Annotated in this window: 24 protein-coding genes; 7 read left to right on the forward strand and 17 right to left on the reverse strand. The window is 70.5% G+C overall.

What is annotated here, in order from left to right; genetic code table 11:
- Position 1: 1 nt before the first annotated feature.
- Genes AC6CR5_RS01460 through AC6CR5_RS01540 form a run of 17 tightly spaced genes read right to left on the reverse strand, consistent with a single transcriptional unit; the run spans position 2 to position 14,842 of the window.
- A complete protein-coding gene (locus AC6CR5_RS01460; protein WP_047992930.1) occupies positions 2-1,225 on the reverse strand; it encodes a beta-ketoacyl-ACP synthase in 1,224 nt (407 codons plus the stop codon).
- On the reverse strand, positions 1,225-1,956 hold the full coding sequence (gene fabG / locus AC6CR5_RS01465; RefSeq protein WP_054497748.1) for a 3-oxoacyl-ACP reductase FabG: 732 nt from the start codon (positions 1,954-1,956) through the stop codon (positions 1,225-1,227). Before fabG ends, AC6CR5_RS01460 begins: the two co-directional genes overlap by 1 nt.
- Positions 1,953-2,408, reverse strand: coding sequence for a hotdog family protein (locus tag AC6CR5_RS01470; RefSeq protein WP_054497749.1), 456 nt, complete (start codon positions 2,406-2,408; stop codon positions 1,953-1,955). The genes fabG and AC6CR5_RS01470 overlap by 4 nt, the downstream gene beginning before the upstream one ends.
- Positions 2,405-3,607: a beta-ketoacyl-ACP synthase gene (locus tag AC6CR5_RS01475; RefSeq protein ID WP_150100197.1), complete on the reverse strand. Its 1,203-nt coding sequence runs from the start codon at positions 3,605-3,607 to the stop codon at positions 2,405-2,407. The genes AC6CR5_RS01470 and AC6CR5_RS01475 overlap by 4 nt, the downstream gene beginning before the upstream one ends.
- Entirely contained in the window at positions 3,604-4,161 is a 558-nt protein-coding gene (locus AC6CR5_RS01480) for a hypothetical protein (RefSeq protein WP_054497750.1), read from the reverse strand. Before AC6CR5_RS01480 ends, AC6CR5_RS01475 begins: the two co-directional genes overlap by 4 nt.
- A gap of 7 nt (positions 4,162-4,168) precedes the next feature.
- Positions 4,169-5,422, reverse strand: coding sequence for an NAD(P)/FAD-dependent oxidoreductase (locus tag AC6CR5_RS01485; RefSeq protein ID WP_054497751.1), 1,254 nt, complete (start codon positions 5,420-5,422; stop codon positions 4,169-4,171).
- A 44-nt stretch (positions 5,423-5,466) separates the two neighbouring features.
- Positions 5,467-7,794, reverse strand: coding sequence for an MMPL family transporter (locus tag AC6CR5_RS01490; protein ID WP_435816128.1), 2,328 nt, complete (start codon positions 7,792-7,794; stop codon positions 5,467-5,469).
- Positions 7,778-8,374 carry an outer membrane lipoprotein carrier protein LolA gene (locus AC6CR5_RS01495; RefSeq protein ID WP_054497753.1) on the reverse strand — a complete coding sequence of 199 codons (597 nt, stop codon included), beginning with the start codon at positions 8,372-8,374 and terminating at the stop codon, positions 7,778-7,780. The genes AC6CR5_RS01490 and AC6CR5_RS01495 overlap by 17 nt, the downstream gene beginning before the upstream one ends.
- Complete coding sequence (locus AC6CR5_RS01500; protein WP_047992922.1) at positions 8,371-8,814, reverse strand: acyl-CoA thioesterase; 444 nt, start codon at positions 8,812-8,814, stop codon at positions 8,371-8,373. The genes AC6CR5_RS01495 and AC6CR5_RS01500 overlap by 4 nt, the downstream gene beginning before the upstream one ends.
- Entirely contained in the window at positions 8,807-9,730 is a 924-nt protein-coding gene (locus AC6CR5_RS01505; protein WP_047992921.1) for a lysophospholipid acyltransferase family protein, read from the reverse strand. The genes AC6CR5_RS01500 and AC6CR5_RS01505 overlap by 8 nt, the downstream gene beginning before the upstream one ends.
- Positions 9,727-10,479 carry a glycosyltransferase family 2 protein gene (locus tag AC6CR5_RS01510; protein ID WP_498085220.1) on the reverse strand — a complete coding sequence of 251 codons (753 nt, stop codon included), beginning with the start codon at positions 10,477-10,479 and terminating at the stop codon, positions 9,727-9,729. The genes AC6CR5_RS01505 and AC6CR5_RS01510 overlap by 4 nt, the downstream gene beginning before the upstream one ends.
- Positions 10,466-12,166, reverse strand: a complete 1,701-nt coding sequence (locus AC6CR5_RS01515) for an ApeI family dehydratase (protein WP_498085221.1) — start codon at positions 12,164-12,166, stop codon at positions 10,466-10,468. The genes AC6CR5_RS01510 and AC6CR5_RS01515 overlap by 14 nt, the downstream gene beginning before the upstream one ends.
- A gap of 3 nt (positions 12,167-12,169) precedes the next feature.
- Positions 12,170-12,718 (reverse strand): COG4648 family protein, encoded by a 549-nt coding sequence (locus AC6CR5_RS01520; RefSeq protein ID WP_047992918.1) that lies wholly within the window; start codon positions 12,716-12,718, stop codon positions 12,170-12,172.
- Positions 12,715-12,972: an acyl carrier protein gene (locus tag AC6CR5_RS01525; protein WP_047992983.1), complete on the reverse strand. Its 258-nt coding sequence runs from the start codon at positions 12,970-12,972 to the stop codon at positions 12,715-12,717. Before AC6CR5_RS01525 ends, AC6CR5_RS01520 begins: the two co-directional genes overlap by 4 nt.
- A 16-nt stretch (positions 12,973-12,988) precedes the next feature.
- Entirely contained in the window at positions 12,989-13,249 is a 261-nt protein-coding gene (locus AC6CR5_RS01530; protein ID WP_498085222.1) for a phosphopantetheine-binding protein, read from the reverse strand.
- Positions 13,230-14,129: a lysophospholipid acyltransferase family protein gene (locus AC6CR5_RS01535; protein WP_054497843.1), complete on the reverse strand. Its 900-nt coding sequence runs from the start codon at positions 14,127-14,129 to the stop codon at positions 13,230-13,232. The genes AC6CR5_RS01530 and AC6CR5_RS01535 overlap by 20 nt, the downstream gene beginning before the upstream one ends.
- Positions 14,126-14,842 carry a beta-ketoacyl synthase chain length factor gene (locus AC6CR5_RS01540; RefSeq protein WP_498085223.1) on the reverse strand — a complete coding sequence of 239 codons (717 nt, stop codon included), beginning with the start codon at positions 14,840-14,842 and terminating at the stop codon, positions 14,126-14,128. Before AC6CR5_RS01540 ends, AC6CR5_RS01535 begins: the two co-directional genes overlap by 4 nt.
- Positions 14,843-14,975: 133 nt before the next feature.
- Here AC6CR5_RS01540 and AC6CR5_RS01545 point away from each other — a divergent pair, with 133 nt between their 5' ends.
- The 7 genes from AC6CR5_RS01545 to AC6CR5_RS01575 all read left to right on the forward strand — a co-directional run bounded on the left by AC6CR5_RS01545 (position 14,976) and on the right by AC6CR5_RS01575 (position 21,858).
- Positions 14,976-15,617: a 4'-phosphopantetheinyl transferase family protein gene (locus AC6CR5_RS01545; protein WP_498085224.1), complete on the forward strand. Its 642-nt coding sequence runs from the start codon at positions 14,976-14,978 to the stop codon at positions 15,615-15,617.
- Positions 15,618-15,716: 99 nt separating this feature from the next.
- The gene (hmpA, locus tag AC6CR5_RS01550) at positions 15,717-16,934 is read left to right on the forward strand and encodes an NO-inducible flavohemoprotein (RefSeq protein ID WP_035181312.1); all 1,218 of its coding nucleotides are present in this window, start codon (positions 15,717-15,719) and stop codon (positions 16,932-16,934) included.
- A 19-nt stretch (positions 16,935-16,953) separates the two neighbouring features.
- Positions 16,954-17,391 carry an Rrf2 family transcriptional regulator gene (locus AC6CR5_RS01555; RefSeq protein ID WP_006384382.1) on the forward strand — a complete coding sequence of 146 codons (438 nt, stop codon included), beginning with the start codon at positions 16,954-16,956 and terminating at the stop codon, positions 17,389-17,391.
- 181 nt (positions 17,392-17,572) lie between these two features.
- Complete coding sequence (locus AC6CR5_RS01560; RefSeq protein ID WP_498085225.1) at positions 17,573-18,820, forward strand: D-amino acid dehydrogenase; 1,248 nt, start codon at positions 17,573-17,575, stop codon at positions 18,818-18,820.
- Between the two features lie 141 nt (positions 18,821-18,961).
- Positions 18,962-19,876, forward strand: a complete 915-nt coding sequence (locus AC6CR5_RS01565) for a DMT family transporter (protein WP_020927103.1) — start codon at positions 18,962-18,964, stop codon at positions 19,874-19,876.
- 80 nt (positions 19,877-19,956) lie between these two features.
- A complete protein-coding gene (locus AC6CR5_RS01570; protein ID WP_024068455.1) occupies positions 19,957-20,916 on the forward strand; it encodes a proline dehydrogenase family protein in 960 nt (319 codons plus the stop codon).
- A gap of 63 nt (positions 20,917-20,979) precedes the next feature.
- A complete protein-coding gene (locus AC6CR5_RS01575; RefSeq protein WP_026383839.1) occupies positions 20,980-21,858 on the forward strand; it encodes an AraC family transcriptional regulator in 879 nt (292 codons plus the stop codon).
- Positions 21,859-21,864: the final 6 nt, after the last annotated feature.

Here is a 21,864-nt window from a genome sequence, read left to right on the forward strand (position 1 = left end):
TTCAGGGCCAGCGCCGGAACACTAGCGAGGTGTTGATGCCGCCGAAGGCGAAATTGTTGTTCATGACGTATTCGTGGCTCATGCGCTGGCCTTGGCGCAGGTAGTCCAGTTCGCCGCAGCGCGGGTCCACGTGCTCCAGGTTGAGCGTTGGCGCGTACCAGTCGCCGCGCAGCATCTCGATGCTGAACCATGACTCCAGCACCCCGCATGCGCCCAGGGTGTGACCGAGGTAGCTCTTTTGCGAGCTTATCGGCATGCGGCTGCCGAACAGGCTGTGCGTGGCCTGGGTCTCGGCGATGTCGCCCTGTTCCGTGGCGGTGCCGTGGCCGTTGACGTAGCCGATGGCCTCGGGCGGCAGGCCGGCGTCGGCCAGCGCCATTTCCATGGCGATGCGCATGGTGGCGGCCTCGGGACGGGTAATGTGGGTGCCGTCCGAGTTGCTGCCGAAGCCGACGATCTCGGCGTAGATGCGGGCGCCGCGCGCTTGCGCGTGGTCCAATGATTCCAGCACCAGCATACCGCCGCCTTCGCCGATGACCAGGCCGTCGCGGTCGCGGTCGTAGGGGCGCGGCGTCAGTTCGGGCGTGTCGTTCTTCTGGCTGGTGGCATACAGGGCGTCGAATACCAGCGCTTCGCTCGGGCACAGTTCCTCGGCGCCGCCGGCCAGCATCAGGGCCTGGCGGCCGTAGCGGATGGCCTCGTAGGCATAGCCGATGCCCTGGCTGCCCGAGGTGCAGGCGCTGGAGGTGGGAATGATGCGGCCCTTCAACTCGAAAAAGATGCCGACGTTGGCCGCGGTGGTGTGCGGCATCATGCGCACGTACGAATTGGCGTTGAGGTCGTCGGTGACGCCGTTGAGCAGCATGTTGCCGAAGGCGCGGATCTCGGCGGTGCTGCCGACCGACGAACCGCAGGCCACGCCCATGCGGCCGTCGCGGATGCTCGGGTCGCCCAGCAGGCCGGCATCGTCCAGCGCCAGTTCGGCGGCGCGCACGCTCAGCTGCGAGACGCGACCCATGCTGCGCAATTGCTTGCGGGTCCAGTGCGCGGGGACGCGGAAGTCCTCGATCGGTCCGGCCAGGCGCGTGTTCAGTTCCTTGTAGCGAGCCCAGTCCGGCATGACGCGGATGGCGCTGCGACCGTCTTCGAACGCTTGCCGGATGGTGGCCCAGTCGGTGCCGAGCGCGCTGATGCCGGCCATGCCGGTAATGACGACACGTTGCATCAGCACAGCCCTCCGTTGACCGCGATGACCTGGCGCGTGATGTAGGCGGCGCCGGGCGACATCAGGAAGGCCACGGTGGCCGCCACTTCCTCGGGCCGGCCCATGCGCTGGGCCGGGATGGCCTTGAGGATTTCCTGGACCGGGACGTGCTCGTCGATCATGTCGGTGTCGATCAGACCGGGCGCCACGCAGTTGACGGTGATCTGGCGCTTGGCCAGTTCCACCGCCAGGGCCTTGGCGGCGCCGATCAGACCGGCCTTGGAGGCGCTGTAGTTGACCTGGCCGCGATTGCCGACCAGCCCCGAGACCGATGCCATGCAGACCACCCGGCCCGGCGCGCGGCGCCGGATCATGGGCATCGCCAGCGGGCCGAGGACGTTGTAGAAGCCGTCCAGGTTGGTGCGCAGCACCTGGTCCCAGTCGTCGCCGCTGAGCGCGGGAAAAGCGCCATCGCGGGTCAGGCCGGCGTTGAGCACGACGCCGTAGTAGGCGCCGTGGGCCTCGACGTCGGCTTGCAGCACGGCGGCGCATTGCGCGCGGTCGGCCACGTCGAACTGCAGCACGCGCGCCTGGCGGCCGCGGGCGGAAATGTCGGCCTGCACGGCCTCGGCCTGGGCGCGTTGCTGGCGGCAGTGCAGCACCAGGTCATGGCCGGCATCGGCCAGGGCCAGCGCGATGGCGCGGCCAATGCCACGGCTGGAGCCGGTGACGAGAATGGGAGCGGCGCTCATTGGGGCGTATCTTCCTGGATGAAAACGTTGGGGTCCTTGGGTTGGTAGACATTGAGGCGGGCGTTGGCCAGTTGGCGTTCGCCGTCGCGCAGTTCGCATTCGAATACGCTCATGCCACTGTCGTCGATGAACCCGCGTTGCACGTGGATGGTGAGAACGGCGCCGGCCGGCAGCGCGTCGGCCTGGCAGTGGTAGCGGCGCGTGCCCAGCAGGAAGCCGAGCTTGACCTCGGCGCCGGCCAGGCGCGCCTGGCAGCCGGCCCAGGCACCGATCGCCTGGGCCATCAGTTCCAGGCCGAGCCAGGGCGGCAGCGCGCCGTCGGGCAGGGAGTAGGGACCGGGCCGCACTACGGCGCGCGCCGTCAGGCCGTCGGCGTCGTGCGCCAGCACGTCGTCGATCAGGATCATGTCGCCGGCGTGCGGAAGCAGGCTGGCGATGGGCCACGGGCTCATGTCGTCCCCCCGAGGATCAGGCTGGCGTTGTTGCCGCCGAAGGCGAACGAATTGCTCATGGCGATGCGGCGGCCGCCCGCGGCATAACGGTGCGCGTGGGTACTGAAGTCGAGCGTAGGCAAGGTCGGGTCGGGCTGGCCGTCCCACACGTGCGGCAGCAGCCGGCCGTCGGCGTTGGTGGGCGCCAGGGTGATCCAGGCGAGCGCCGCCTCTAGCGCGCCGGCCGCGCCCAGTGCGTGGCCTGTCAGCGGCTTGGTCGAGGCGCACGGCACGCCCCGCGGGAACAGCGCGTGCACGGCTAGGCTTTCCATGGCGTCGTTGTGCGCGGTGCCGGTGCCGTGCAGGTTGATCCAGCCAATGTCGGCGGGATCGAGGCCGGCGCCGCGCAGGGCGGCGCGCATCGCCAGCAGGGCGCCGGCGCCGCTCGGCTCGGGCGCCGACATGTGCCAGGCGTCGGAACTGGCGCCTCCACCCAGCAGGGCCACGCTGGCCGCGTCGGCGGGCTCGCGCTGCATCAGGAACAGCACGCCGGCCTCGCCGATGTTGATGCCGCGGCGATTGGCCGAGAACGGCAGGCAAAGGGTCTCGTCCACCGCTTCCAGGGTGGCGAAGCCGTTGATGGTCAGGCGGCACAACGTGTCGGCGCCGCCGCAGACTACCGCGTCGCACAGCCCCAGCGCCAGCAGGCGGCGCGCGGACAGCAGCGCGCGGGCGCTGGAGGTGCAGGCGGTGGACAGGGTGTAGGCCGGACCGGTCGCGCCCAGCCACTCGGCCAGGAACTGGGCCGGCGCCGACAGCGCCTGGCGGCGGTAGTCGTAGTCGGCGGGCCAGACGCCATCGGCGGCCAGGGCGCGGAACGCCGTCGCGTTGTCGTTCACGCCAGAGGTGCTGGTGCCCAGCACCACCGCCACGCGGTGGGCGCCGTGGCGGGCGATGGCGCCGCGCAGCTGGGGCTCGATCTGGCTGGCGGCGGCCAACAGCAGCTGGTTGTTGCGGCTGCGGTGGCGCGCGGCGAAAGTGTCGGGGATGGCCGGCAGCGGAGCGGCGACGGCGCCGAGCGTGAGCGCGCGGTCGGCTACCCAGCCGGCCAGCGGTCGCATGCCCTGGGTGGAGCCGGCGAAGGCGGCGTCGGCCACGGCATCGATGCCGGCGCCGAGCGCGCAGACTATGCCGGGGCGGCTCAGCCAGGTGGTGGTCATGGTTGCTCCTTCAATGGCGCAACGCGCCACAAGGTGCCGGCGGCGTCGCGGATTTCCAGCGTGCCGTCCGGCGCGTCCGCCGGCCAGCGCACGGTCCAGCGCGGCTGGCCGTGTTGCAGCAGCTCGCGCTGTGCCGAGCCGTCGGCGGCGCGGGTGGCGCGCCAGACGCCGGCGCCGTAGGCCGCATCCAGGTCGGCCGGCGCAGTCCAGGCGAACAGCAGCGCCGCGAACAGGTCGCGCGCCTGACCGTTGGGTCGCAGGAAGCCGTCGTTGCGCCAGCGGCCGTCTTCCAGCATCTGGCGGGCCTGCGGCACGCCCATCGGGTCGAACAGCGACCAGCGCATGGCGGCCGCTTCGCGTTGCACCACCAACAGCGTGTCCTGTGTCGGCTGACCGGGGCTGGCCTGGATCACGTGCAACTGGCGCGGCAGCGCGAAGCCGCCCGGCCGCGCCGGCACCGGCGGGGCGCTGGCGCAACCGGCCAGCACCGCCAGCGCCAGCGCGACGCAGGCGGCGCGCAGGGCGGGCGGGAGCGAGGGCAGGACGGACATCATGAGTGGCTCATCGGGCCGGGTGTGCCTGAGCAGCTGGCGCGCGGCACAGTTCGCTCAGCATGCGCAGGCGGCGCTGCGGACTGGCGACGAACGGGTTGTCGGTGTCCCAGGCGTAGCCGGCCAGGATCGAACTGATCATGCGGCGGATATCCGGCTGGGCGTTCTGGTAGAAGACCACATCCTGGAATTCTCCGCTATACCAGCCCTGCACATAGGCGCGGAAGGTTTCCACGCCAAGCATCAGCGGGTCGGCGAAATCGAGTTGCCAGTCGACCGTTTCGCCACCCAGCTGCCGGTGCAGGGCGTCGGCAGCCAGCTTGGACGAGCGCAGCGCGATGGTGACGCCGGAAGAGAACACCGGGTCCAGGAATTCGGCGGCGTTGCCCAGCAGCGCGTAGCCCGGCCCGTGCAACCGGGTGACGCTGGCGGAATAGCCGCCGATGGTGTTGGCCGGCGTATCCCAGACGGCGTTGCGCAGTACCCGCCTGAGGTTGGGGGCGGCGTCGGCCATGGCGCGCAGGGTGGTCATCAAGTCTTGGTCGGCGCCGCCGAACAGGTCCTGGCCGCCCACCACGCCGAACGAGCTGCGGCCATTGGAGAACGGGATCAGCCAGTACCAGATGCCGCTTTGCTCCGGATGCACACTGATCAGGATCTTGTCGCGGTCGAAGCCGGCATCGTCGATGCGGTCCTCGATGTGGGTGAAGATGGCCTTGCGCGACGGCATCGACGACGGCCGTTCCAAGTCGAGCAGGCGCGCCAGCACGCGGCCATAGCCGCTGGCGTCCAGCACGAACCTGCCGCGCACCTGGTAGGGCTGGCCCTGCGGGCCGCGCACAGTGAGCAAGGGGCCATCCGCGCCGGTGAAATCGGCGGCGATGACTTCCTGCTGGTAACGCACCTCCACCCCCTGGCGCGCGGCGTCGTCGGCCAGCACCTTGTCGAATTGGGCGCGCTGCACCTGGAAGGTGCTGCCGGGGCCGGGGCTGAATTTGTCGCGAAAGTCGAAGTAGGTGTATTCATCGCCACGCGCGAAGGCGGCGCCGTTCTTGGTCTGGAAGCCGGCGGCCCGCACCGCGGGCATCATGCCGGCCTCTTCGATGAATTCCAGGCAATGGGCCAGCAGGCTTTCACCGATCGAGAAGCGCGGAAACTGCTGGCGCTCAAGCACCAGGACGTCATGCCCCTGGCGCTTGAGCAGCGCCGCGGCCACGGCTCCGGCGGGGCCCGCCCCGATGACGACGACTTCCCGATATTCCATGCTGGATGTTTCCTCGAATGATGATCAATGGCAAGACTGCAGAATCAGGCCTGGCGCGGGGGGCGGATCCACGGCGCCCACAACAGGGAAAAGCCCACGCCCAGCGCCACTGCCATGCCGAAGTTGGCGATGGCCGGGGTTTGGCTGGCGGCCAGCAGGCCGAAAGACAGCAGGGTGGTGAGCGCGCCCAGCACGATGCCCACCAGGCTGGCCGCCGCGCCGGCGACCCGCTCGTACATGAAGATGGCGTAGTCCACGCCGATGGCCGACACCAGCAGCAGGCCGAAGAGGCTGAACAGGGTCAGCGGCTGGCCCAGGTAGCCCAACGCAGCCAGGCTGCACGCGGTGGCCGCCAGCGGCACCGCCAGGATGCGCCAAGTGGCGGCGCGCCCCAGCGTCAGGCACAGCAGCGCCGCCGCCACCAGGTAGGACAGCAGCTTGAGTTCGGCGGCCTCGACACGGGTGGAGGTGAACATACGGTTCAGTTCGCCGCTGCGATCCACCAGCGTGACGCCGGGCACGGCCTGGGCGATGGCGGCCAGCGCGGCGGGATCGCGCAGGCCCAGCAGCGTGACCATGCCGGCGGCCTCGCCGTCGTGCTGCCCCAACCACAGCGGACGCCAGCGCTCGCCGGCCTGGCCCTGCATGGCGGCGTCGAGGGTGACGGGCGGCAGGGCCGCCAGCGTGCGCAGTTCCTGGCGCAGCGCCTCGAATGGCAGGCCGATGTCGGTCATGGCGCGCCAGGCCTGGGGCCGTTCGGCCAGGGCGCCGAGCGTGGCGGCCAGGGCACGCTGATCGGCCTGCGGTGTCACGCGCTGGCTCAGGGCAGTGTAGGCCTGCAGGTTGCCGGCGGCGACCTGCGCGTCCAGCGCCTGGCTGATGCGTGCCTGGCGGCGCAACAGCTCGTCCGGATCCGGCGCGCGCACCAGGAAGAATTGGCTGGTCGGCATGAAGCCGGTGATCTCGCCGATCTGGCGCGCCTGTTGCAGCAGCGGCGCGGGTAGGCTCAGCCATTGGCGCAGGTCGTCCTGGATACTGAGACGGCCGATGCCGCCGGCGGTGACGGCCGCCAGCAGCACGCCGCCCATCCACAGGATGGCGCGGCGGCCGGCCAGGCGCTCGCGCACGCGCAGCGCGCCCTCGGCGAAACGCAGCAGTGGCGGCCACGGACGCGGCCGGAAGCGTTCCATCCAGGCCGGCAACTGGCAGATCGTGCAGGCGTAGGCGCCGAGCAGGCCGGCGGCGGAGAACACCGCCGTCTGCGTCAGGGCGGGGAAGGGGGTGAACGCCAGCGCCACGTAGCCGACCAGGCTGGCCGCCAGGCTGATGGTCAGGCCCGGCAGCACGCGGCGCAGGGCAGGCCAGGCGCGCCAGTCGGGCATGCCGTAACTCTTGCCGAGCCAGTGCATCGGAAAGTCCACCGCGACGCCGATCAGGCTGGCGCCGATCACCAGCGTCAGCACGTGGATGGAACCGAAGACCGCGACGCAGGCGACCGTACCAGCCAGCAGGCCCACGGCCACCGGCGCCAGCGCCAGCAGTGCGCGCCAGCGGCGTAGCGCAAGCAACAGTACCAGCACGATGCCGGCCATGGCGATACCGCCGATCCAGCCGCTTTCGGCGACGGCCTGGGCGCGGCCGGCCGCCGCGTAGAGGGCGCCGCCGGCCACCAGCAGGTCGGCGCCGCTGGCGGCCAAGGCCTGGCGGTCGCTGTCGATCTGCGCGGCGATGCGCGCCGGCGCGACGCTGTCGAAGGCGTCGTCGCGGGTCGTCGCGCGGACCAGCACCCAGACGCGGCCTGCGCTTTCGGCCTGCAGCGTGCCGCTGCCCACGTCGTATTGCACCGCGCCGCCGGGGCGCAGGGCTTGCTCGGCCAGGCGGGCCAGGCCGAGCAGGTCCTGGTCGACCGGCACCACGCTGGAGGACGAGAACGGATCGACCAGTTCACGCGCGCGGCGCTGGGCGTAGGCGGCGGGGGCGTCCAGCAACTGCTGGCGCTGCGCGGCAGGCAGCAGCGCCAGGCGGTTGGCCAGCAGGCGGGCGCGCAGGTCGGCCAGGTCGACCTCGACGTCGACCTGGGCGGTGTCGAACAGGCCGCTGTGCTGCCAGCGCCGCGCCAGCTGGCGCGCGGCCGCGGCGCTGTCGCCGCCAGCCGGGGCGGCTACCAGCGCCACCAGCTGGCGGCTGAGCGGCTCCTGGATGCGGGCTTCGGCAAGTTGCCGGGTGGCGTCGGTACGCGCGTGTGGCACCAGCTCCATCAGGTTGGCCGACACCGGCCAGCCATCGCGGCACTGCCAGGCGCCCAGGCCCAGCAACAGCAGCAGTCCAAGCTTGAACAGCCGCGGCAGCCAGTGTTCAATCGGCGAAGGCACGTTGCTCCTCGGGGGTCAGGGCCTCGGCCGCGGCGGCATCGGTCATCTGCAGCACGCTGCGGTCGCCCTGGACCTCGCGCAGCTCGATGCGGTCGACCAGCCTGCCGCCGTTGATCTGGATGTTCTCGAAAATCTGGCGCAGCAACACCGAACGTGGCAGCAGCGTCAGTTGCCAGGCGTCCGGGCCGCCCGACAGGCTCAGGTCGAAGTTTTCGCGCAGGCCGCTGGTGTCGCCCGCCAGCACCGACAGGAACAGTCGGTTCTCGCGGCCGGCGCCGGTTTGCTGCGGCAGTGCCTGCCAGGCACCGTCGGGGCCGCGGCGGGCGATGCCGTTGGCGCTGATGCGCAGGTCCTGGACGATGGGGCTGCGCAGCAGCCATAGCAGGCCGCGGCCGGCGGCCAGGGTGAAGTCTCCACGGCTGGTCAGCGGCTGCGGCAATGAGCGCAGGAATTTCTGCTGCACGAAATGGCCGCGCACGATCGGCGTGGCGCGCAGTTGCTGTTGCAGGTCGTCGAGGTCGAAGGCCTGCGCGCTCCAGGGCAGGATGGCCAGGGCCAGGCAGATCAGCAGGCGTTTCACGAGGCGTCCTCCGGAGTGTCGAGCTTGCGTCGCACCGCGTCCAGCAGCACGGCCGGCGAGGCCAGCTGCATCTCGCGGGTGCGCATGCAGACCGCCACCTGCACGGAACTGGCCCGCGTCACGCGCTGGCCGCTGGTGGCCTCGCGGATGAGGTAGTTGATCTTGAGGCGGTTCTCCCATTCGACCAGCTCGGCGCGCACCACCAGGCGCTGGCCGAACTGCGCCGCCTGGGCGTAGCGCAGTTGCAGGTCGATCACCGGCCAGACGTAGCCGCTGGCGCGCATCGCGTCATAGCCGTAGCCGAGGCTGTCGAGCAGCGCGCAGCGGGCTTCTTCCAGGTACTTGACGTAGTGGCCGTGCCAGACGACGTTGATCGAATCGACGTCGTAGAAGGGCACGCGGATCTCGACTTGCGCGCCAAGCGCGCCGCGTTTACGCATCGTCTTTCCAGAAAGGGTAGAAGTTGAACCATTGCAGCGGCGCCTGGCGGCAGTGCGCGCCCAGGCGGTCGGCGTAGCGCTGCGTCCATTGCGCGATCTGCGCCTGGCGCGTGGCGCGGCTCCATTCGATGCCGTCGCTCAGGCGCTGCATCGACACGCGGTAGCGTTTGCCGTGGCGGGTGCAGAACAGCAGGTTGACCGGGCAGCGCAGCAGGCCGGCCAGCAGCCAGGGGCCTTGCGGCAGCGGGGCGGGGTCGCCCAGCAGCGTTACCTCGGTGCTGCGGTCGCCTTTGAGCGGCACGCGGTCGCCGGCGATAGCCAGCCATTCGCCGCGCTCCAGGCGCTGGGCCAGGTCGAGCATGACGCCAGCGTCCAGTTCGCTGACCTGGATCATGCGCAGGCCTCCGCCGGCCTCGTCGAGCAAGCGGCCGAACTGCGCCGCGTGCTTGGTGTGCACCAGCACGTTGAGCTTGAGTAGCCCGGACTGTTCCGCCAGTGCCCGGCAGACCTCGATATTGCCCAGGTGCGAGCCCACCAGGATCTGGCCGCGGCCCTTGCCCATCTGCGCGTGCAAGCCGTCGGGATCGTCGATGTCCAGGTCCGCCAGCGTGATCTTGCCCTGCCAGACGTCGAGCTTGTCCAGCAACGCCTGCGCGAACGCCAGGTATTGACGGTAGACCGGGAACGAGCGCGGCAGCGGCGTGGCCGGGCCGCTGGCGCGCGCCAGCCGGCGCTGGTAGGCGCCGATGGCGCGCCTGGCGCGCGGGCCGAACACATAGAAATACAGCACCACCAGCCACACCACCGGCGCCACCGCGCGCCGGCCGACGCGGCGCGCGGCCCAGGCGGTCAGCCGCAGCAGCAGGGGGCTGCCGCGCTCGGGCTGGTCGGCCCAATGGGAATCGGTCGCGCTCATGAGCGAGCGCCCGAGGTGATGCGGCGCAGCAGCAGCGCCGGCGAGCGCGCCAGCATGCCGAAGAACAGGCGCGCGTGCATGCGGCTGATCAGCAGGTTGTCGCGCAGCGCCTTGAAATGCGAGACGCCGTCTTTGGGGTAGACCACGCGCGTGGGCAACCAGGCCATGGGCACCCCGAGCCAGTGCAGGCGCACCAGGATGGCGATGTCGAAGTCCATGCGCCGGCCCACCTGCGTGGCGTCGATCACCCGCAGCACAGGGGCGAGCGGATAGACGCGGAAGCCGCACATGGCATCCGGAATGTCGAGCGACAGCGTGTTGATCCAGACCCACAAGCGCGTCAGCCAGCGGCCGTAGAGGCGGCTGCGCGGCACGTCGTCGCCGTATAGCGGCGCGCCGCAGATGACCGCGTCCGGCCGCGCCAGCGAGGCCTGCGCGAAGCTGGCGACGTCGTCCAGGGCGTGCTGGCCGTCGGCGTCGACCTGCAGGACATGGCTGTAGCCCAGGTCGCGCGCGGCGCGCAGCCCGTCCTGCACCGCGGCGCCCTTGCCGCTGTTGGCGGCGCGGCGGACCAGGTGGGTGCGGGGCAGTGCCGCCAGCGTGTCCAGGACGGCGGCGCAATCCGCGGCCGAGCCGTCGTCGACCAGTACGCAGGGCAGGTCCAGGGCCGCCAGCCGCGCATGCACAGCGGCCACGGTGGCGCCGTGGTTGTAGACGGGGATGAGCGCGCACAGCCTATGCGGCGCCATCGCGGTCTCCGTGCAGCACGCGGCCGGACGAGCAGGGCGCGTCGCCCAGGGTGTAGGTGAAATACAGCTTGCGCTTGCCGGCATCCCAGCGCAATGCCAATTCTGCCACGTCGCCGGGACGCAGCAGGCGTTGGAACTTGAGCGCCTCCATGCCTGCAAAACGCAGGTCCGGCAGCAGGTCGCGTTGCGCCAGCGCCAGCGCCCAGCCGATCTGAGCCACGCCGGGCACGACCGGGGCGGTGGGGAAGTGGCCGCCGAAGTAGGCCAGGTCGTACGGGATCTCCAGGCGGTAGCGGCGCTCGTCGGCGCTGGCGGCCGGCAGCGGTTCGACCATGGGGCGCAGCGGACGCGGGCCGGCGGCCGTCTCGAAATCGGCCTGGGTCATCTTGCCCTGGCTGTTCCAGGGTAGCTGGCGCGAGAGCCGCCAGCCGCGCGGAATCGCCAGCGATTCGAAGCCCGCCGCCAGGTGCTGGCGCAGCGCGTCCACCACGGCGCGTCGGCCCTGATTGCGCAGCGCGTGCAGGCCGGCCGTGTTCAGCGCGACCAGCGCGGTCAGGCGGGTGGCGCTGGCGGCGCGGCCGACGCGGGCCTCGGCCACATGGGCATGGCGCGCCAGCGCCTGTTCCAACATGGGCAGCGCGATGCGCTTTTCTTCGATTTTGACGATGCGGTCCTGGCGCCCCAGTAGCTGGAAGCGGCCGCCAGACAGCGTGGCGCCGTCGGCGGTCTGCGCGTCGACGGCTTCGACCCAGGGAGAATCCACGCGCAGCGCGCCGAGCGCGTTCAGGCTGACCGCCACGCCGGGCAGGGGCTGCCACAGGTCTGCCCCACCGCGCCAGGCTACTGCACCGGTTTCGGAACTGCCGTAGATTTCCGTGGGACGCAGGCCAAGGTGGCGCGCGATGTCGTCGGATACCTCGGGCGGCAGCGCGCCGCCCGATGAATAGATGCGGCCGAGCCTGCCGCGCAGTTGCGCCCAGTCCAGACGGTCGCCCAGGCGGCGCAGCAGCGCCGGGCTGGCGATCCAGGTGAAGACGGGATGATGCAGGCTGGCCTGCTGCAAGTCTTCGGGGTAGAGCCGCTGGCGCCGGTCGAACGGACGGCCGGCGCACAGCGGCCACAGCACGCGGAAGGGCAGGCCGTACATGTGCTGGGCCGACACGCTGCCAAGCACCGCGCCAGTAGCGTCGGGCCATTGCGCCTGCAGGGCCTGGACCTCGCGCGCCAGCTGGCCCCAGCGCTTGGCGATGCGCTTGGGTGTGCCGCTGGAGCCGGAAGTGCACAGCATCAGAGCCTGGTCCGGATCGAGCGCCGCGGGCGCCAGCGGCGGCGCGTCGCGCAGCGCGTCCAGGCGCCAGCAGGGGCGGATAGTGGGTGGCAGGTCGGTGTCGGTGAGCCAGGCATCGACGTCGGCATCGAGCAGGGTGCAGGTGTCGGGGCGCGCGTCGCCCGGCAGGACCGCGGTCACGCCAGCGCGCCAGCACGCAAACAGGGCGATGGCGAGGGCGGCGGCATCGTCGAACCAGAGCGCGGCGCGGCGGGTGGCGCGCGCCCGCAGCGCACTGGCGGTAGCCAGGCAGTGCGCGCTGAAATCGGCGTGCGGCAGCGCGGGGGCGACGGCAACGGACGCGCTTTTGGCGCCCTCGGCGCGCGGCAGCAGCAGATGCGTCAGATCGGTCCAGGCCACCGCTCAGGCTGCCTTTGCAGCGGCCGGCCGCAGCAGCCATTCGCCGCCCATCAACAGGCCCATCAGCACGTAGCTGATGGCGCCGTTGTAGGCGGTCCACCAGCTCCACGGGCCCCACGCGGCCAGTGCGGTCGCGATCGCGCCGTTGATGGCGAAGAAACCGCACCAGACACGGGTGACGTTGCGCGTGTAGCGCACGCCGGCGGCCGGCAGATCGGGGTTGCGCAGGCGCGCCAGCCGTTCGACGACCGGGCGGCCGCGATGCAGGCTGGCCCCGAAGATGGCCAGCAGCATGGCGTTGACCATCACGGGGTACCAGCGCAGCCAATCAGTGGAATTGGAGACGGCCAGGACCAGGCAGAACGCCACTGCAGCCAGCGGCAGCAGGCGCGCGCTGGGCTGCCCGTCGCGCTCGGCCAGCCCGCGGGCCAGCCACAGCACAGCCAGCGGCAGGGCCAGCCAGGCCGCGCTGACCCGGCCCAGCGTCGCGTAGACGACGAAGGGGTAGGCCAGGCCGGCCACGGCCAGCGCGGGCGCCAGGCCGCGTTTCATGCGCCGATGTCCTGCTGTTTCTGGCACATGGCCTGCACCACGTCCTCGACGGTGCGCACGCTGCGGAAATCGTTGGCGTCGAGCTTGCGGCCGGTCTGGCGGCGCACGTGGTCGATCAGGTCGATGGCGTCGATGCTGTCGATCTCGAGATCGGTGTAGAGGTTGGCCTCGGGGGTGATGCGTTCGGGCTCGATCTCGAACAATTCGCTCAGCGTGTCGCGCAGCGTATTGAAGATTTCATCGCGGGTCTGCATGGTCAACTCCATTGCCTCAGTTGCGGCGCTGGGCCGCGACGAATTCGGCCAGGTTGGCGATGCTGGCGAAGTGCTCGCGCATGTTGCGCGTTTCGGGATCGATGGTGAGGCCGTAGCGCTTTTGCAGCGCCAGGCCGAGTTCCAGCGCGTCTACAGAGTCCAGGCCCAGTCCGTCGCCGAACAGGCTGGCCTCGCGATCGATGTCGTCGGGGGCGATGTCTTCCAGGCCAAGGGATTCGATGACGAGCGTCTTGAGCTCAGTTTCCAGTTGATTCATCCAGCTTGGACTCCACTTGCGGCGCGATTCGCGCTTGTTCGTTGTCGGGGCCGGCGACGGGCGCCGGGGTGCCGGCCGGCGCGTGGCGCGTCAGCTCGGCATCGAAATAGGCATGCAGGTAATCGTTCATGCGGCGGCCGGCGATCGGCAGCGGGTGCGCATTGGACCACGTCGCGGGATCGATGTCCTCGCCGACCTGGATCACATAGCGCATGCGGCACGGCGGAATGCGATACCAGGGTTCGCCTTTGGTCAGGCTGCGCGGGTTCATGCGGATGACCACCGGCGTGACCACGCGGGCGCCGCGCAGCGCGATGGCGCAAGCGCCGCGATGGAAACGCGGCAGGCTGTCCTGTGGGGTGCGCGTGCCTTCCGGAAACACGATCAGGGTTTCGCCCTTGCGCAGCACTTCGGCGGCGCGGTCGAACATGTCGAAGCTTTCATCGTTGGTGATGTAGCCGGCGTTGCTGACCGGCCCGCGCGTGAACGGATTGCGCGCCAGGCCATGCTTGACGATGCAGTTGGCGTTCTTGACGTGGCCCACCAGGAACACCACGTCCAGTAGCGACGGGTGGTTGGCCAGGATCATCTGGCCGGGCCGGCCCAGGCGTTCGGCGCCTTTGAAGTCCACCGTCAGGATGCCGACGCGCACCATGAAGCGGATGAAGAAGCGGAAGGTGCCGTTCAGCGCCCACCGCGCGCGCCGCTGGCGATCGGCGGCATTGCCGGGGATCAGGCGCTGCGGCGGGAACACCAGCAGGCGCAGCAGCAGTCCGCCGACGCCGAACATGGTGAAGGCCATGCCGGTGGCGACCAGGCGCCATAGCCAGAAGTCCTGGCGAGCCTGGGGAGCGGCGGGGGTGGTGCTGGAAGGCGTCATGCCGAGCGGGTCCAGAGCCATTGGCGGGCGCGGTTGGCGTGTCGCCAGCTGGGCGTTTGCAGGTTCAGGTGGCGCAGCAGGTTCAGCGCGTTGGGCCAGGGTTGCGGGGCGACGCCGGTGTCGGCCGCGGTCTCGAGCCGCCAGTCAGCGCCGGCGCGCAGGCGGAATGCCGCCGCGTAGGTAAAGGGCACGTCGTCGATCCAGGGCGCGTAGGGCGCGGGCGGCTGTTCCTCGGCCAGCACCACCAGCACGTTGTCGTGCCCATCGGCCAGCAGCAGCCCGGCTTCGAGGAAGGCGTGCTCCAGGCCGTCGTCTTCGGCCGATAGTGCGATGGATTCGGTGGTTTCGCGGCGTATGATCGACCACTGGCCGCCGACGGCATTGTGCACCGACAGGCCGAAGGCGGTGGGCGACAGCGGTTCGCCAGCGGCCAGCGATTGCAGCAGGCCGAAATTGCGTGTGGTTTCGCCATGGCGCGAGGCGTATACCAGGGGCATGGGCGGCTGGCCTTCGGCGACCGGCCACGCGCATTCGAACACCGCGCGCGCCATCGGGCTGAGACGGCGGCGCTGCATCGGGGGCAGGAATTCGAGGCGCGGGGGGCTGGGTTCTCCAACGGGACAATAAGGATGTTCAGCCCAATACGACCAGCTGCTCGCGTCTTGCATACCCGATGTCCAACCCTGCCATTGCGCAATGGAAAAGGTCAGCATAGCGCGCGATCTTACACTGATCGCAAATTCATGAATTGTTTTTAGACGTTACTAAAACAATGAAAACGCCAGGTATTTTACATTTTGTTTTACCAAATCGTTACGTGAACGCATGATTTTTGGGGAACTTTCCTTGTGGTGGGCGGACCAACGCGCGGCCGGCGATTATCGGCCGGATCTGCTGTCGGCGGCGGAAAGGCGCCGCGCCGTGGCGCTGCGCTCGGCCAGGGCGCGCGATGATTGGCAGGTCAGCCGCGCCTTGCTGCAGCAGGTGCGGGCGGAGGCGCCCGCGGCTCACACCCTCTCGCTCAGCCACAGCGGCGGCCACGCGCTGTGCGCGCAGGCGCCGGTGGATTGGGCCGTGGGCGTGGATCTGGAGCGGGTGCGACCGCGCGATACCGCCGCCTTGGCCGCCTGGGTCTGCAGCGAGCCGGAACGCGACTGGCTGCTGCGGGCGGCCGGCGCGGCCGCGCGGCTCGAGCGTTTCTATATGCTGTGGACGCTCAAGGAAGCCTTCGTCAAGGCGGCCGGGCTGGATTTCCCCGCGGACATGGCGTCGATCGGCATGGCGCCGGACGCTTCGGGCCGGCTAGCGCTACACCCGCCGGCGGGCTACTGGCAGGCGATGTGCTGGGGGCTGGGCAGCGATTGGGTGATGGCCACGGTGTGGCGCGGCGCCGGTCCGGCGCCGGCCCGTATCGGCTGGCGCGCGGCCGCCCGTTGTACCTGGCCGGGGCGGCGCCTGGTGGGTGAATGGACGGGGCAGGGCGGCTGAATGCCAGGGCGGATTTTGTGCGCCGCACTTAAACATGTATTATTAATGCATGTTTAAAAAGGGTGGCTTCGGCGCCATCCGCAGCGCAAGGAGCAGTCGATGTTGAGCCCGCAAATCCGCGCCCTGGTCAAAGCCACGGCCCCGGTCCTGAAAACCCATGGCGTGGCGCTGACCCGCCATTTCTATGCCCGCATGTTCCAGCACAATCCGGAACTCAAGCACGTCTTCAACCAGGGCCACCAGGCGGGCGGCGAGCAGCAGCAGGCGCTGGCCGGCGCGGTCGCGGCCTACGCCGAGCACATCGACGATCCCTCGGTGCTGGCGCCGGTGGTGACGCGCATCGTCCACAAGCATGTCAGCCTGGGCATCCGGCCCGAACACTACCCGATCGTGGGCAAGCACCTGCTGGCGTCGATCCGCGAGGTGCTGGGCGAGGCCGCCACCGATGAGCTGGTCGACGCCTGGGCCGCCGCTTATGGACAGCTGGCCGACATGTTGATCGCCGAAGAGGCGCGCCTGTATGTGGACTCGGCCACCAAGCCGGGTGGCTGGACCGGCTGGCGCGCCTTTCGCGTGGTCGGCAAGCAGCCCGAAAGCGCCGAGATCACCTCGTTCTACCTGGCGCCCGCCGACGGCGGCGAGGTCCCGGCGTATCGCCCCGGCCAATATGTGTCGGTGCGGGTCTACGTGCCCGAACTGGGCCTGATGCAGCCGCGCCAGTACAGCCTGTCGGACGCGCCCGGCCAGGGCCGGCTGCGGATTTCCGTCAAGCGCGAGGCGGGCGGCGCGCAGAACCCGGCCGGGCGCGTGTCCAACGCGCTGCACGACCATCTGCAGGAAGGCGGGGTGCTGGACGTGGCGCCGCCGCAGGGCGATTTCCACCTGCGCGAGGACAGTGACGCGCCCGTGGTGCTGCTCAGCGGCGGAGTGGGGCTGACCCCCATGGTTTCCATCCTGAACCACCTGGTGGCAACCGACGATCCCCGCCAGATCCGCTTCGTGCACGGCTGTCGCAACAACGCGGTGCACGCCATGAAAGACCACGTCAACACCATCGCCGCGAGCCGCGGCAACGTGCGCAAGGCGGTGTTCTACGAAGAGGTCGGCAGCGGCGACCGCAAGGGCCACGATTACGACCACAGCGGCCGCGTCGACCTGAACGCCATCCGCGACGAGGCCATCGTGCCGGGCGCCGACTACTATCTGTGCGGCCCGTCGGGCTTCATGCGGGCCCAGCGCGAAACGCTGCTGGCGCTGGGCGTGGCGCCCGAGCGGATCCACGCCGAGGCCTTCGGCAGCGGCGGCGCGCCGGCCTGACCGGTGTATCCTGGCGGCCATGCAACTGACCCGATTCACCGACTTCGGCCTGCGGGTACTGATGTACCTGACGCAGTGCCGCGACCGGCCCGCGGCGGTCACCATCCCGGAGATCGCCGCGCGCTTCGACCTGTCGCGCAACCACCTGGTCAAGGTGGTGCACTTCATGTCGCAGCGCGGCTGGGTCAGCACGGCGCGCGGCAAGGGCGGCGGGCTGGCGCTGGCGCGCCCGGCCGCTGATTACCGCCTGGGCGACCTGGTGCGTGAACTGGAGCAGCAGGGGCCGCTGATCGACTGCCGCGAACCGCCCTGTGCGCTGGACGGCGCCTGCCGCCTGTCGGGGGTGCTGGCGCAGACCCTGCAGGCGTTCTACGAGGCGCTCAACGGCTATTCCCTGGCCGACCTGGTGCGCGATCCGACCGCCGCCGCCATCATCAAGCTGCACCGCGCCGCCTGACGGCCGCGCCGACTGCGGCGCCGGCCGGCGTAGCCCGGCCGTGACGCCAGCCCCCGAGGGTCGGGGCCATGACGCCGGACCATGAGGGCGGGTTATGGGTGCTGGGCCTTTGGTGATTTGCGATCATCCGTCCCCCGCCTCAGAATAAGACCGTTGCCATTTTCTTATTTGGATGCAGGGTATGCGCGTTTGCGTAATCGGTGCCGGAGTCGTGGGCGTCACCTCCGCGTACTTCCTGGCGCGCCAGGGCCATGACGTCGTGCTGGTCGACAGCCACGCCCATCCGGCCGAGGTGTCCAGCTACGCCAATGGCGGCCAGCTCAGCTACAGCTATGTCGCGCCGCTGGCCGGGCCGGGCGTGCTGCCCAGCGTGCCAGGCTGGCTGCTGCGCGAGGATTCGCCGCTGCGCTTCCGGCCGCGGCTCGATCCCCACCAATGGCGCTGGTGCCTGAGTTTCGCGCTGGCCTGCCGCGCATCGGTGGCGCGCGAGTCCACCGCGCAATTGCAGGCGCTGTCGTTCCTCAGCCGCGATGCCATGCATGCGTTGCTGGAGCAGGAAAACCTGGAATTCGGCCATCTCAGGAACGGCAAGCTGATCGCCTACCGCAGCCCGGCCTTGCTGGACAAGGCGCGCGCGCTGGTGGCGTACCAGGCCGCCCATGGCGCCGAGCAACAGGTGCTGGACGCCGCCCAGACGCTGGCGCGCGAGCCGGCGCTGGCCGGCATGGGCGCCAGCCTGGCCGGCGCCATCTACACCCCCAGCGAAGAGGCGGGCGACTGCCGCCAGTTCACGCAGGCGCTGTTCGAGCGGCTGCGCGGCCTGTCCAACGTGCAGTGCGCCATGTCCAACCCCGTCGCCGGCCTGCAACGCGAAGGCCGCCGCATCGTCGCCGTGCGCACGCAAGAGGGCGATATCGGCGCCGACGCCGTGGTGCTGGCCACCGGCATCGGCACGCGCGCGCTGCTGCGGCCGCTGGGACACGATGTGCCGCTCTATCCGCTCAAGGGCTACAGCCTGACCGTGCCGCTGGCCGATGACGATGCCGTGGCGCCGCGCATCAGCGTCACCGACTACGAACGCCGCATCGTCTACGCGCGGGTCGGCGGCGTGTTGCGCATTGCCGCCATGGTGGACATCGGCAGCGAAGGCGCGCAGATCGATCCGGCCCGCATCGCGCTGCTCAAGCGCCAGGTGCGCGAGGCCTTTCCGGCGCTGGACCTGGAGCAGGCCATTCCCTGGGCCGGACTGCGCCCGGCCACGCCCACCGGCAAGCCGCTGATCGGGCGCAGCCCGGCGGCCGACAACCTGTGGCTCAATATCGGCCAGGGCGCGCTGGGATTCACGCTGGCCTGCGGCAGCGCCGCGCTCCTGACCGCGCAGATGGACGGGCTGGATGCGCCGCTGGACGCGCTGCCCTTCCGGCCCTGATCACGGGCTGTCCCTTTTGCGATAGTCGCTGCCTGTTCATCGGCAGACGGGCGCTTCACCGCTCAATAGGATATCGGCCATCCGCCCCTGCGCCCCGCGCGCGGGCGGTGGCCGATTCCCATTTCCGCGAGTGACCCCATCATGTCCTACCTGTTTCCATTGTTCGCCATTCTGTTCTGGGCGGGCAATGTCATCGTTTCCAAGATGGCGGCCAGCGCCATCTCGCCCACCGCCATCACGTTCTACCGCCTGATCCTGGCGCTGGCGATCATGGGGCTGTTCACGGCCGTGCCGGTGTGGCGCAACCGCAAGACCATCCTGCGCCACTGGCCCAAGCTGGCGCTGTATGGCGCCCTGTCGTCGGCGGTGTTCCAGGCGCTGTCGTACCGCGCCGCCGAAACCACCACCGCCACCAACATGGCCATCCTGACCGCGCTGATCCCGCTGCTCAGCATGCTGCTGAGCGTGGTCATCCTGCGCGATCCGCTGACCCTGGGCATGGCGGCCGGCGGCGCGCTGTCGTTCCTGGGCCTGCTGTATCTGGTGGGGCAGGGCGACATGCTGAGCGTCTTCCAGCATGGCATCCACGTCGGCGACGGCCTGATGCTGATGGCGGCCTTCTCCTACGCGCTCTATGGCGTGCTGCTGCGCCACTGGAAGGTGCCGGTGCCGGCCTGGCAATCGACCTTCGTGCAGTCGATCTTCGCGCTGCTGTACATGCTGCCGTTGTACCTGCGGGTGCCGGCCGCGCAGGCGGCGCTGGACATGAAGACGATTCCGCTGATCCTGTACGCCGGCATTTTCTCGTCTGTGCTGTTGTCGTTCCTGTGGATCGAGGGCGTGCATCGCCTGGGGCCGAACCGCTGCAGCATCTTCATCAACCTGCTGCCGCTGTTCACCGCGCTGGCCGCGTTCGTGCTGCTGCGCGAGCAGCTGCGTTCGTATCACCTGCTGGGCGGCGCCGTGACACTGGCGGGCGTGCTGTTGGCGCAGACGGTGCAGCGGCCGCTGTTCGGCCATGGCCGCGCCGCCGCGCAGGCCTGCGGCAAGGCGTGACGGGCGCCGGCGCGGTTCACTCCCGTTCAAGACGGGGCGGGGGCGGCGCCGCATAGTGGCTCTCTTTGACCGGAGAGCCCATGAGCCTTTTCCAGAAAACCGCCATTGCGCTGGCGCGCAGTCCGGGCGCGGGCCGCGCCATGCGCGCCCTGGCCACGCGCAGCTCGCTGGCGCGCCGCTTCGTCGGCGGCGCGGATATCGCCGAGGCGGTGCGCACCGCCACCCGGCTGCGCGAGGTCCACGGCATCCGCGCGTCGCTGTTCTACCTGGGCGAGTACGTGGCGGACCCCGAGGCCATCGAGCACAACACGCGGCAGGCGATGCAGGCCTGCGCCGCGCTGGGCGGCGCGGGGCTGGACGTGCATGTCTCGATCGACCCTACCGCCATCGGCTACATGCGCGACGATGCGCTGGGGCGCGAGAACGCCCGGCGCATCGCGGCGGCGGCGCGCCAGGCCGCGGGCGGCGGGCGTGACTGGGTGGTGCTGGACATGGAGGATTCGGGCCTGCGCGAGCGCACCTGCGCGCTGCACGCCGAACTGCTGCGGGACGGGCTGCCGGCCGGCCTGACGCTACAGGCGCGCCGCCGCCGCACCCTGGTCGACCTGGCCCAGGTCGTCGGCCAGCGCACCTCGTTGCGGCTGGTCAAGGGGGCGTTCCCGGAACGCGCGCTGGATCACGCGGGCCGGGCCCGTATCGACCAGGCCTACCTGGACGCGGCCACCCTCATGCTGACGCCGCGGGCGCGCGACGCCGGCTTCCTGCCGGTGTTCGGCACCCATGACGACCGCCTGGCCGGTGCCGTGATGGCGCTGGCGCGCGAGCAGGGTTGGGCCCCCGATGAGTTCGAGTTCGAGATGCTTTACGGCGTGCGGCCCGATTGGCAGCTGGCGCTGCGGCGCCTGGGCTACGCGGTCAGGGTGTACCTGCCGTTCGGGGCCGACTGGTGGCCCTACGCGGTCCGCCGCGTGGGCGAAAATCCACGCAATGCCTGGTTGCTGGCGCGCTCGCTGGCCGCGGACGGCGAGTATTTCGGGTAGCCTGTCGCATTGGCCGGGCGTGCCGAGGCGGCACCCCGAGCGTTCCGGACGGGCGGTTTTTCCATGGCGGTTTCCCAACATATCTGGCATTGCGGCGCGGAGCTGCCCGGCGACGTGCTGATCGCCGACCTGCGCGCCTACCGGTACGACGCGCATTTCCACGACGCCTGGTCGATCGGCGCGATCGCGCGCGGGCGCTGCGCCTTCACGGTGCACGGCCGTCCGTTCGAGGCGGGAGAGGGCGACCTGGTGGTGATCGCCCCGGGTCAGGTGCACACCGGCGGCACCTCGGCCGGCCTGCTCGCCTACCGCATGGCATATATCGAGCCGGCCTGGTTCCAGCAGCATGCGCTGGCCCTGCGCGAGGACGGACTGGGCCTGCCAGGGCCGGTCATCGGCGACGCGGCCTTGTGCGCGCAATGGCTGGCGGCGCTGGCCCCCGACGACACCGATGACGCGGTGCGCCGCGCCCAGTTGTCGGCGGCCCTGTTCCGGCTGCTGGCGGCGCATGGCGCGCCGGCGGGCGGGGCGGCCGAAGCAGCCGATGATGCCGGGCCGATGCCGGCCCGCTCGAGCGGCTCCGATCCCGCGGCCCCGCCGGCCCGGGCCGTTGCCGACGTCTGCGAGCTGTTGCTGCAGCGCATGCGCGCCGATCCCGCCTGCGCGCCTGATCTTGAGGCGCTGGCGCGGGCCGATGGCCGCCATCGCAGCACGCTGGTCAAGCAGTTCGCGCGCCGCTATGGCCTGCCGCCGCAGGCGTGGCTGCGCAACTGGCGGGTGGCGCGCGCCCGCGCGCTGCTGCGCGGCGGCCTGCCGCTGGCCGAGGCGGCGCTGGCCGTGGGCTTTGCCGACCAAGCCCACCTGACGCGGGTATTCAAGCAGGTGTATGGCAGCCCGCCCGGCGTGCTGCGCCGGTCCGCGGCCCGCAAGCGGGCACAATGACATTCC

Source organism: Achromobacter sp. EG18, from assembly GCF_059759395.1.

Excerpts from the sequence above, each read along its gene's own strand:
- AC6CR5_RS01460 (WP_047992930.1), bottom strand. The coding sequence starts at position 1,225 with ATGCAACGTGTCGTCATTACCGGCATGGCCGGCATCAGCGCGCTCGGC.
- fabG (WP_054497748.1), bottom strand. The coding sequence starts at position 1,956 with ATGAGCGCCGCTCCCATTCTCGTCACCGGCTCCAGCCGTGGCATTGGC.
- AC6CR5_RS01470 (WP_054497749.1), bottom strand. The coding sequence starts at position 2,408 with ATGAGCCCGTGGCCCATCGCCAGCCTGCTTCCGCACGCCGGCGACATG.
- AC6CR5_RS01475 (WP_150100197.1), bottom strand. The coding sequence starts at position 3,607 with ATGACCACCACCTGGCTGAGCCGCCCCGGCATAGTCTGCGCGCTCGGC.
- AC6CR5_RS01480 (WP_054497750.1), bottom strand. The coding sequence starts at position 4,161 with ATGATGTCCGTCCTGCCCTCGCTCCCGCCCGCCCTGCGCGCCGCCTGC.
- AC6CR5_RS01485 (WP_054497751.1), bottom strand. The coding sequence starts at position 5,422 with ATGGAATATCGGGAAGTCGTCGTCATCGGGGCGGGCCCCGCCGGAGCC.
- AC6CR5_RS01500 (WP_047992922.1), bottom strand. The coding sequence starts at position 8,814 with ATGCGTAAACGCGGCGCGCTTGGCGCGCAAGTCGAGATCCGCGTGCCC.
- AC6CR5_RS01505 (WP_047992921.1), bottom strand. The coding sequence starts at position 9,730 with ATGAGCGCGACCGATTCCCATTGGGCCGACCAGCCCGAGCGCGGCAGC.
- AC6CR5_RS01510 (WP_498085220.1), bottom strand. The coding sequence starts at position 10,479 with ATGGCGCCGCATAGGCTGTGCGCGCTCATCCCCGTCTACAACCACGGC.
- AC6CR5_RS01520 (WP_047992918.1), bottom strand. The coding sequence starts at position 12,718 with ATGAAACGCGGCCTGGCGCCCGCGCTGGCCGTGGCCGGCCTGGCCTAC.
- AC6CR5_RS01525 (WP_047992983.1), bottom strand. The coding sequence starts at position 12,972 with ATGCAGACCCGCGATGAAATCTTCAATACGCTGCGCGACACGCTGAGC.
- AC6CR5_RS01530 (WP_498085222.1), bottom strand. The coding sequence starts at position 13,249 with ATGAATCAACTGGAAACTGAGCTCAAGACGCTCGTCATCGAATCCCTT.
- AC6CR5_RS01535 (WP_054497843.1), bottom strand. The coding sequence starts at position 14,129 with ATGACGCCTTCCAGCACCACCCCCGCCGCTCCCCAGGCTCGCCAGGAC.
- AC6CR5_RS01540 (WP_498085223.1), bottom strand. The coding sequence starts at position 14,842 with ATGCTGACCTTTTCCATTGCGCAATGGCAGGGTTGGACATCGGGTATG.
- hmpA (WP_035181312.1), top strand. The coding sequence starts at position 15,717 with ATGTTGAGCCCGCAAATCCGCGCCCTGGTCAAAGCCACGGCCCCGGTC.
- AC6CR5_RS01555 (WP_006384382.1), top strand. The coding sequence starts at position 16,954 with ATGCAACTGACCCGATTCACCGACTTCGGCCTGCGGGTACTGATGTAC.
- AC6CR5_RS01560 (WP_498085225.1), top strand. The coding sequence starts at position 17,573 with ATGCGCGTTTGCGTAATCGGTGCCGGAGTCGTGGGCGTCACCTCCGCG.
- AC6CR5_RS01565 (WP_020927103.1), top strand. The coding sequence starts at position 18,962 with ATGTCCTACCTGTTTCCATTGTTCGCCATTCTGTTCTGGGCGGGCAAT.
- AC6CR5_RS01570 (WP_024068455.1), top strand. The coding sequence starts at position 19,957 with ATGAGCCTTTTCCAGAAAACCGCCATTGCGCTGGCGCGCAGTCCGGGC.
- AC6CR5_RS01575 (WP_026383839.1), top strand. The coding sequence starts at position 20,980 with ATGGCGGTTTCCCAACATATCTGGCATTGCGGCGCGGAGCTGCCCGGC.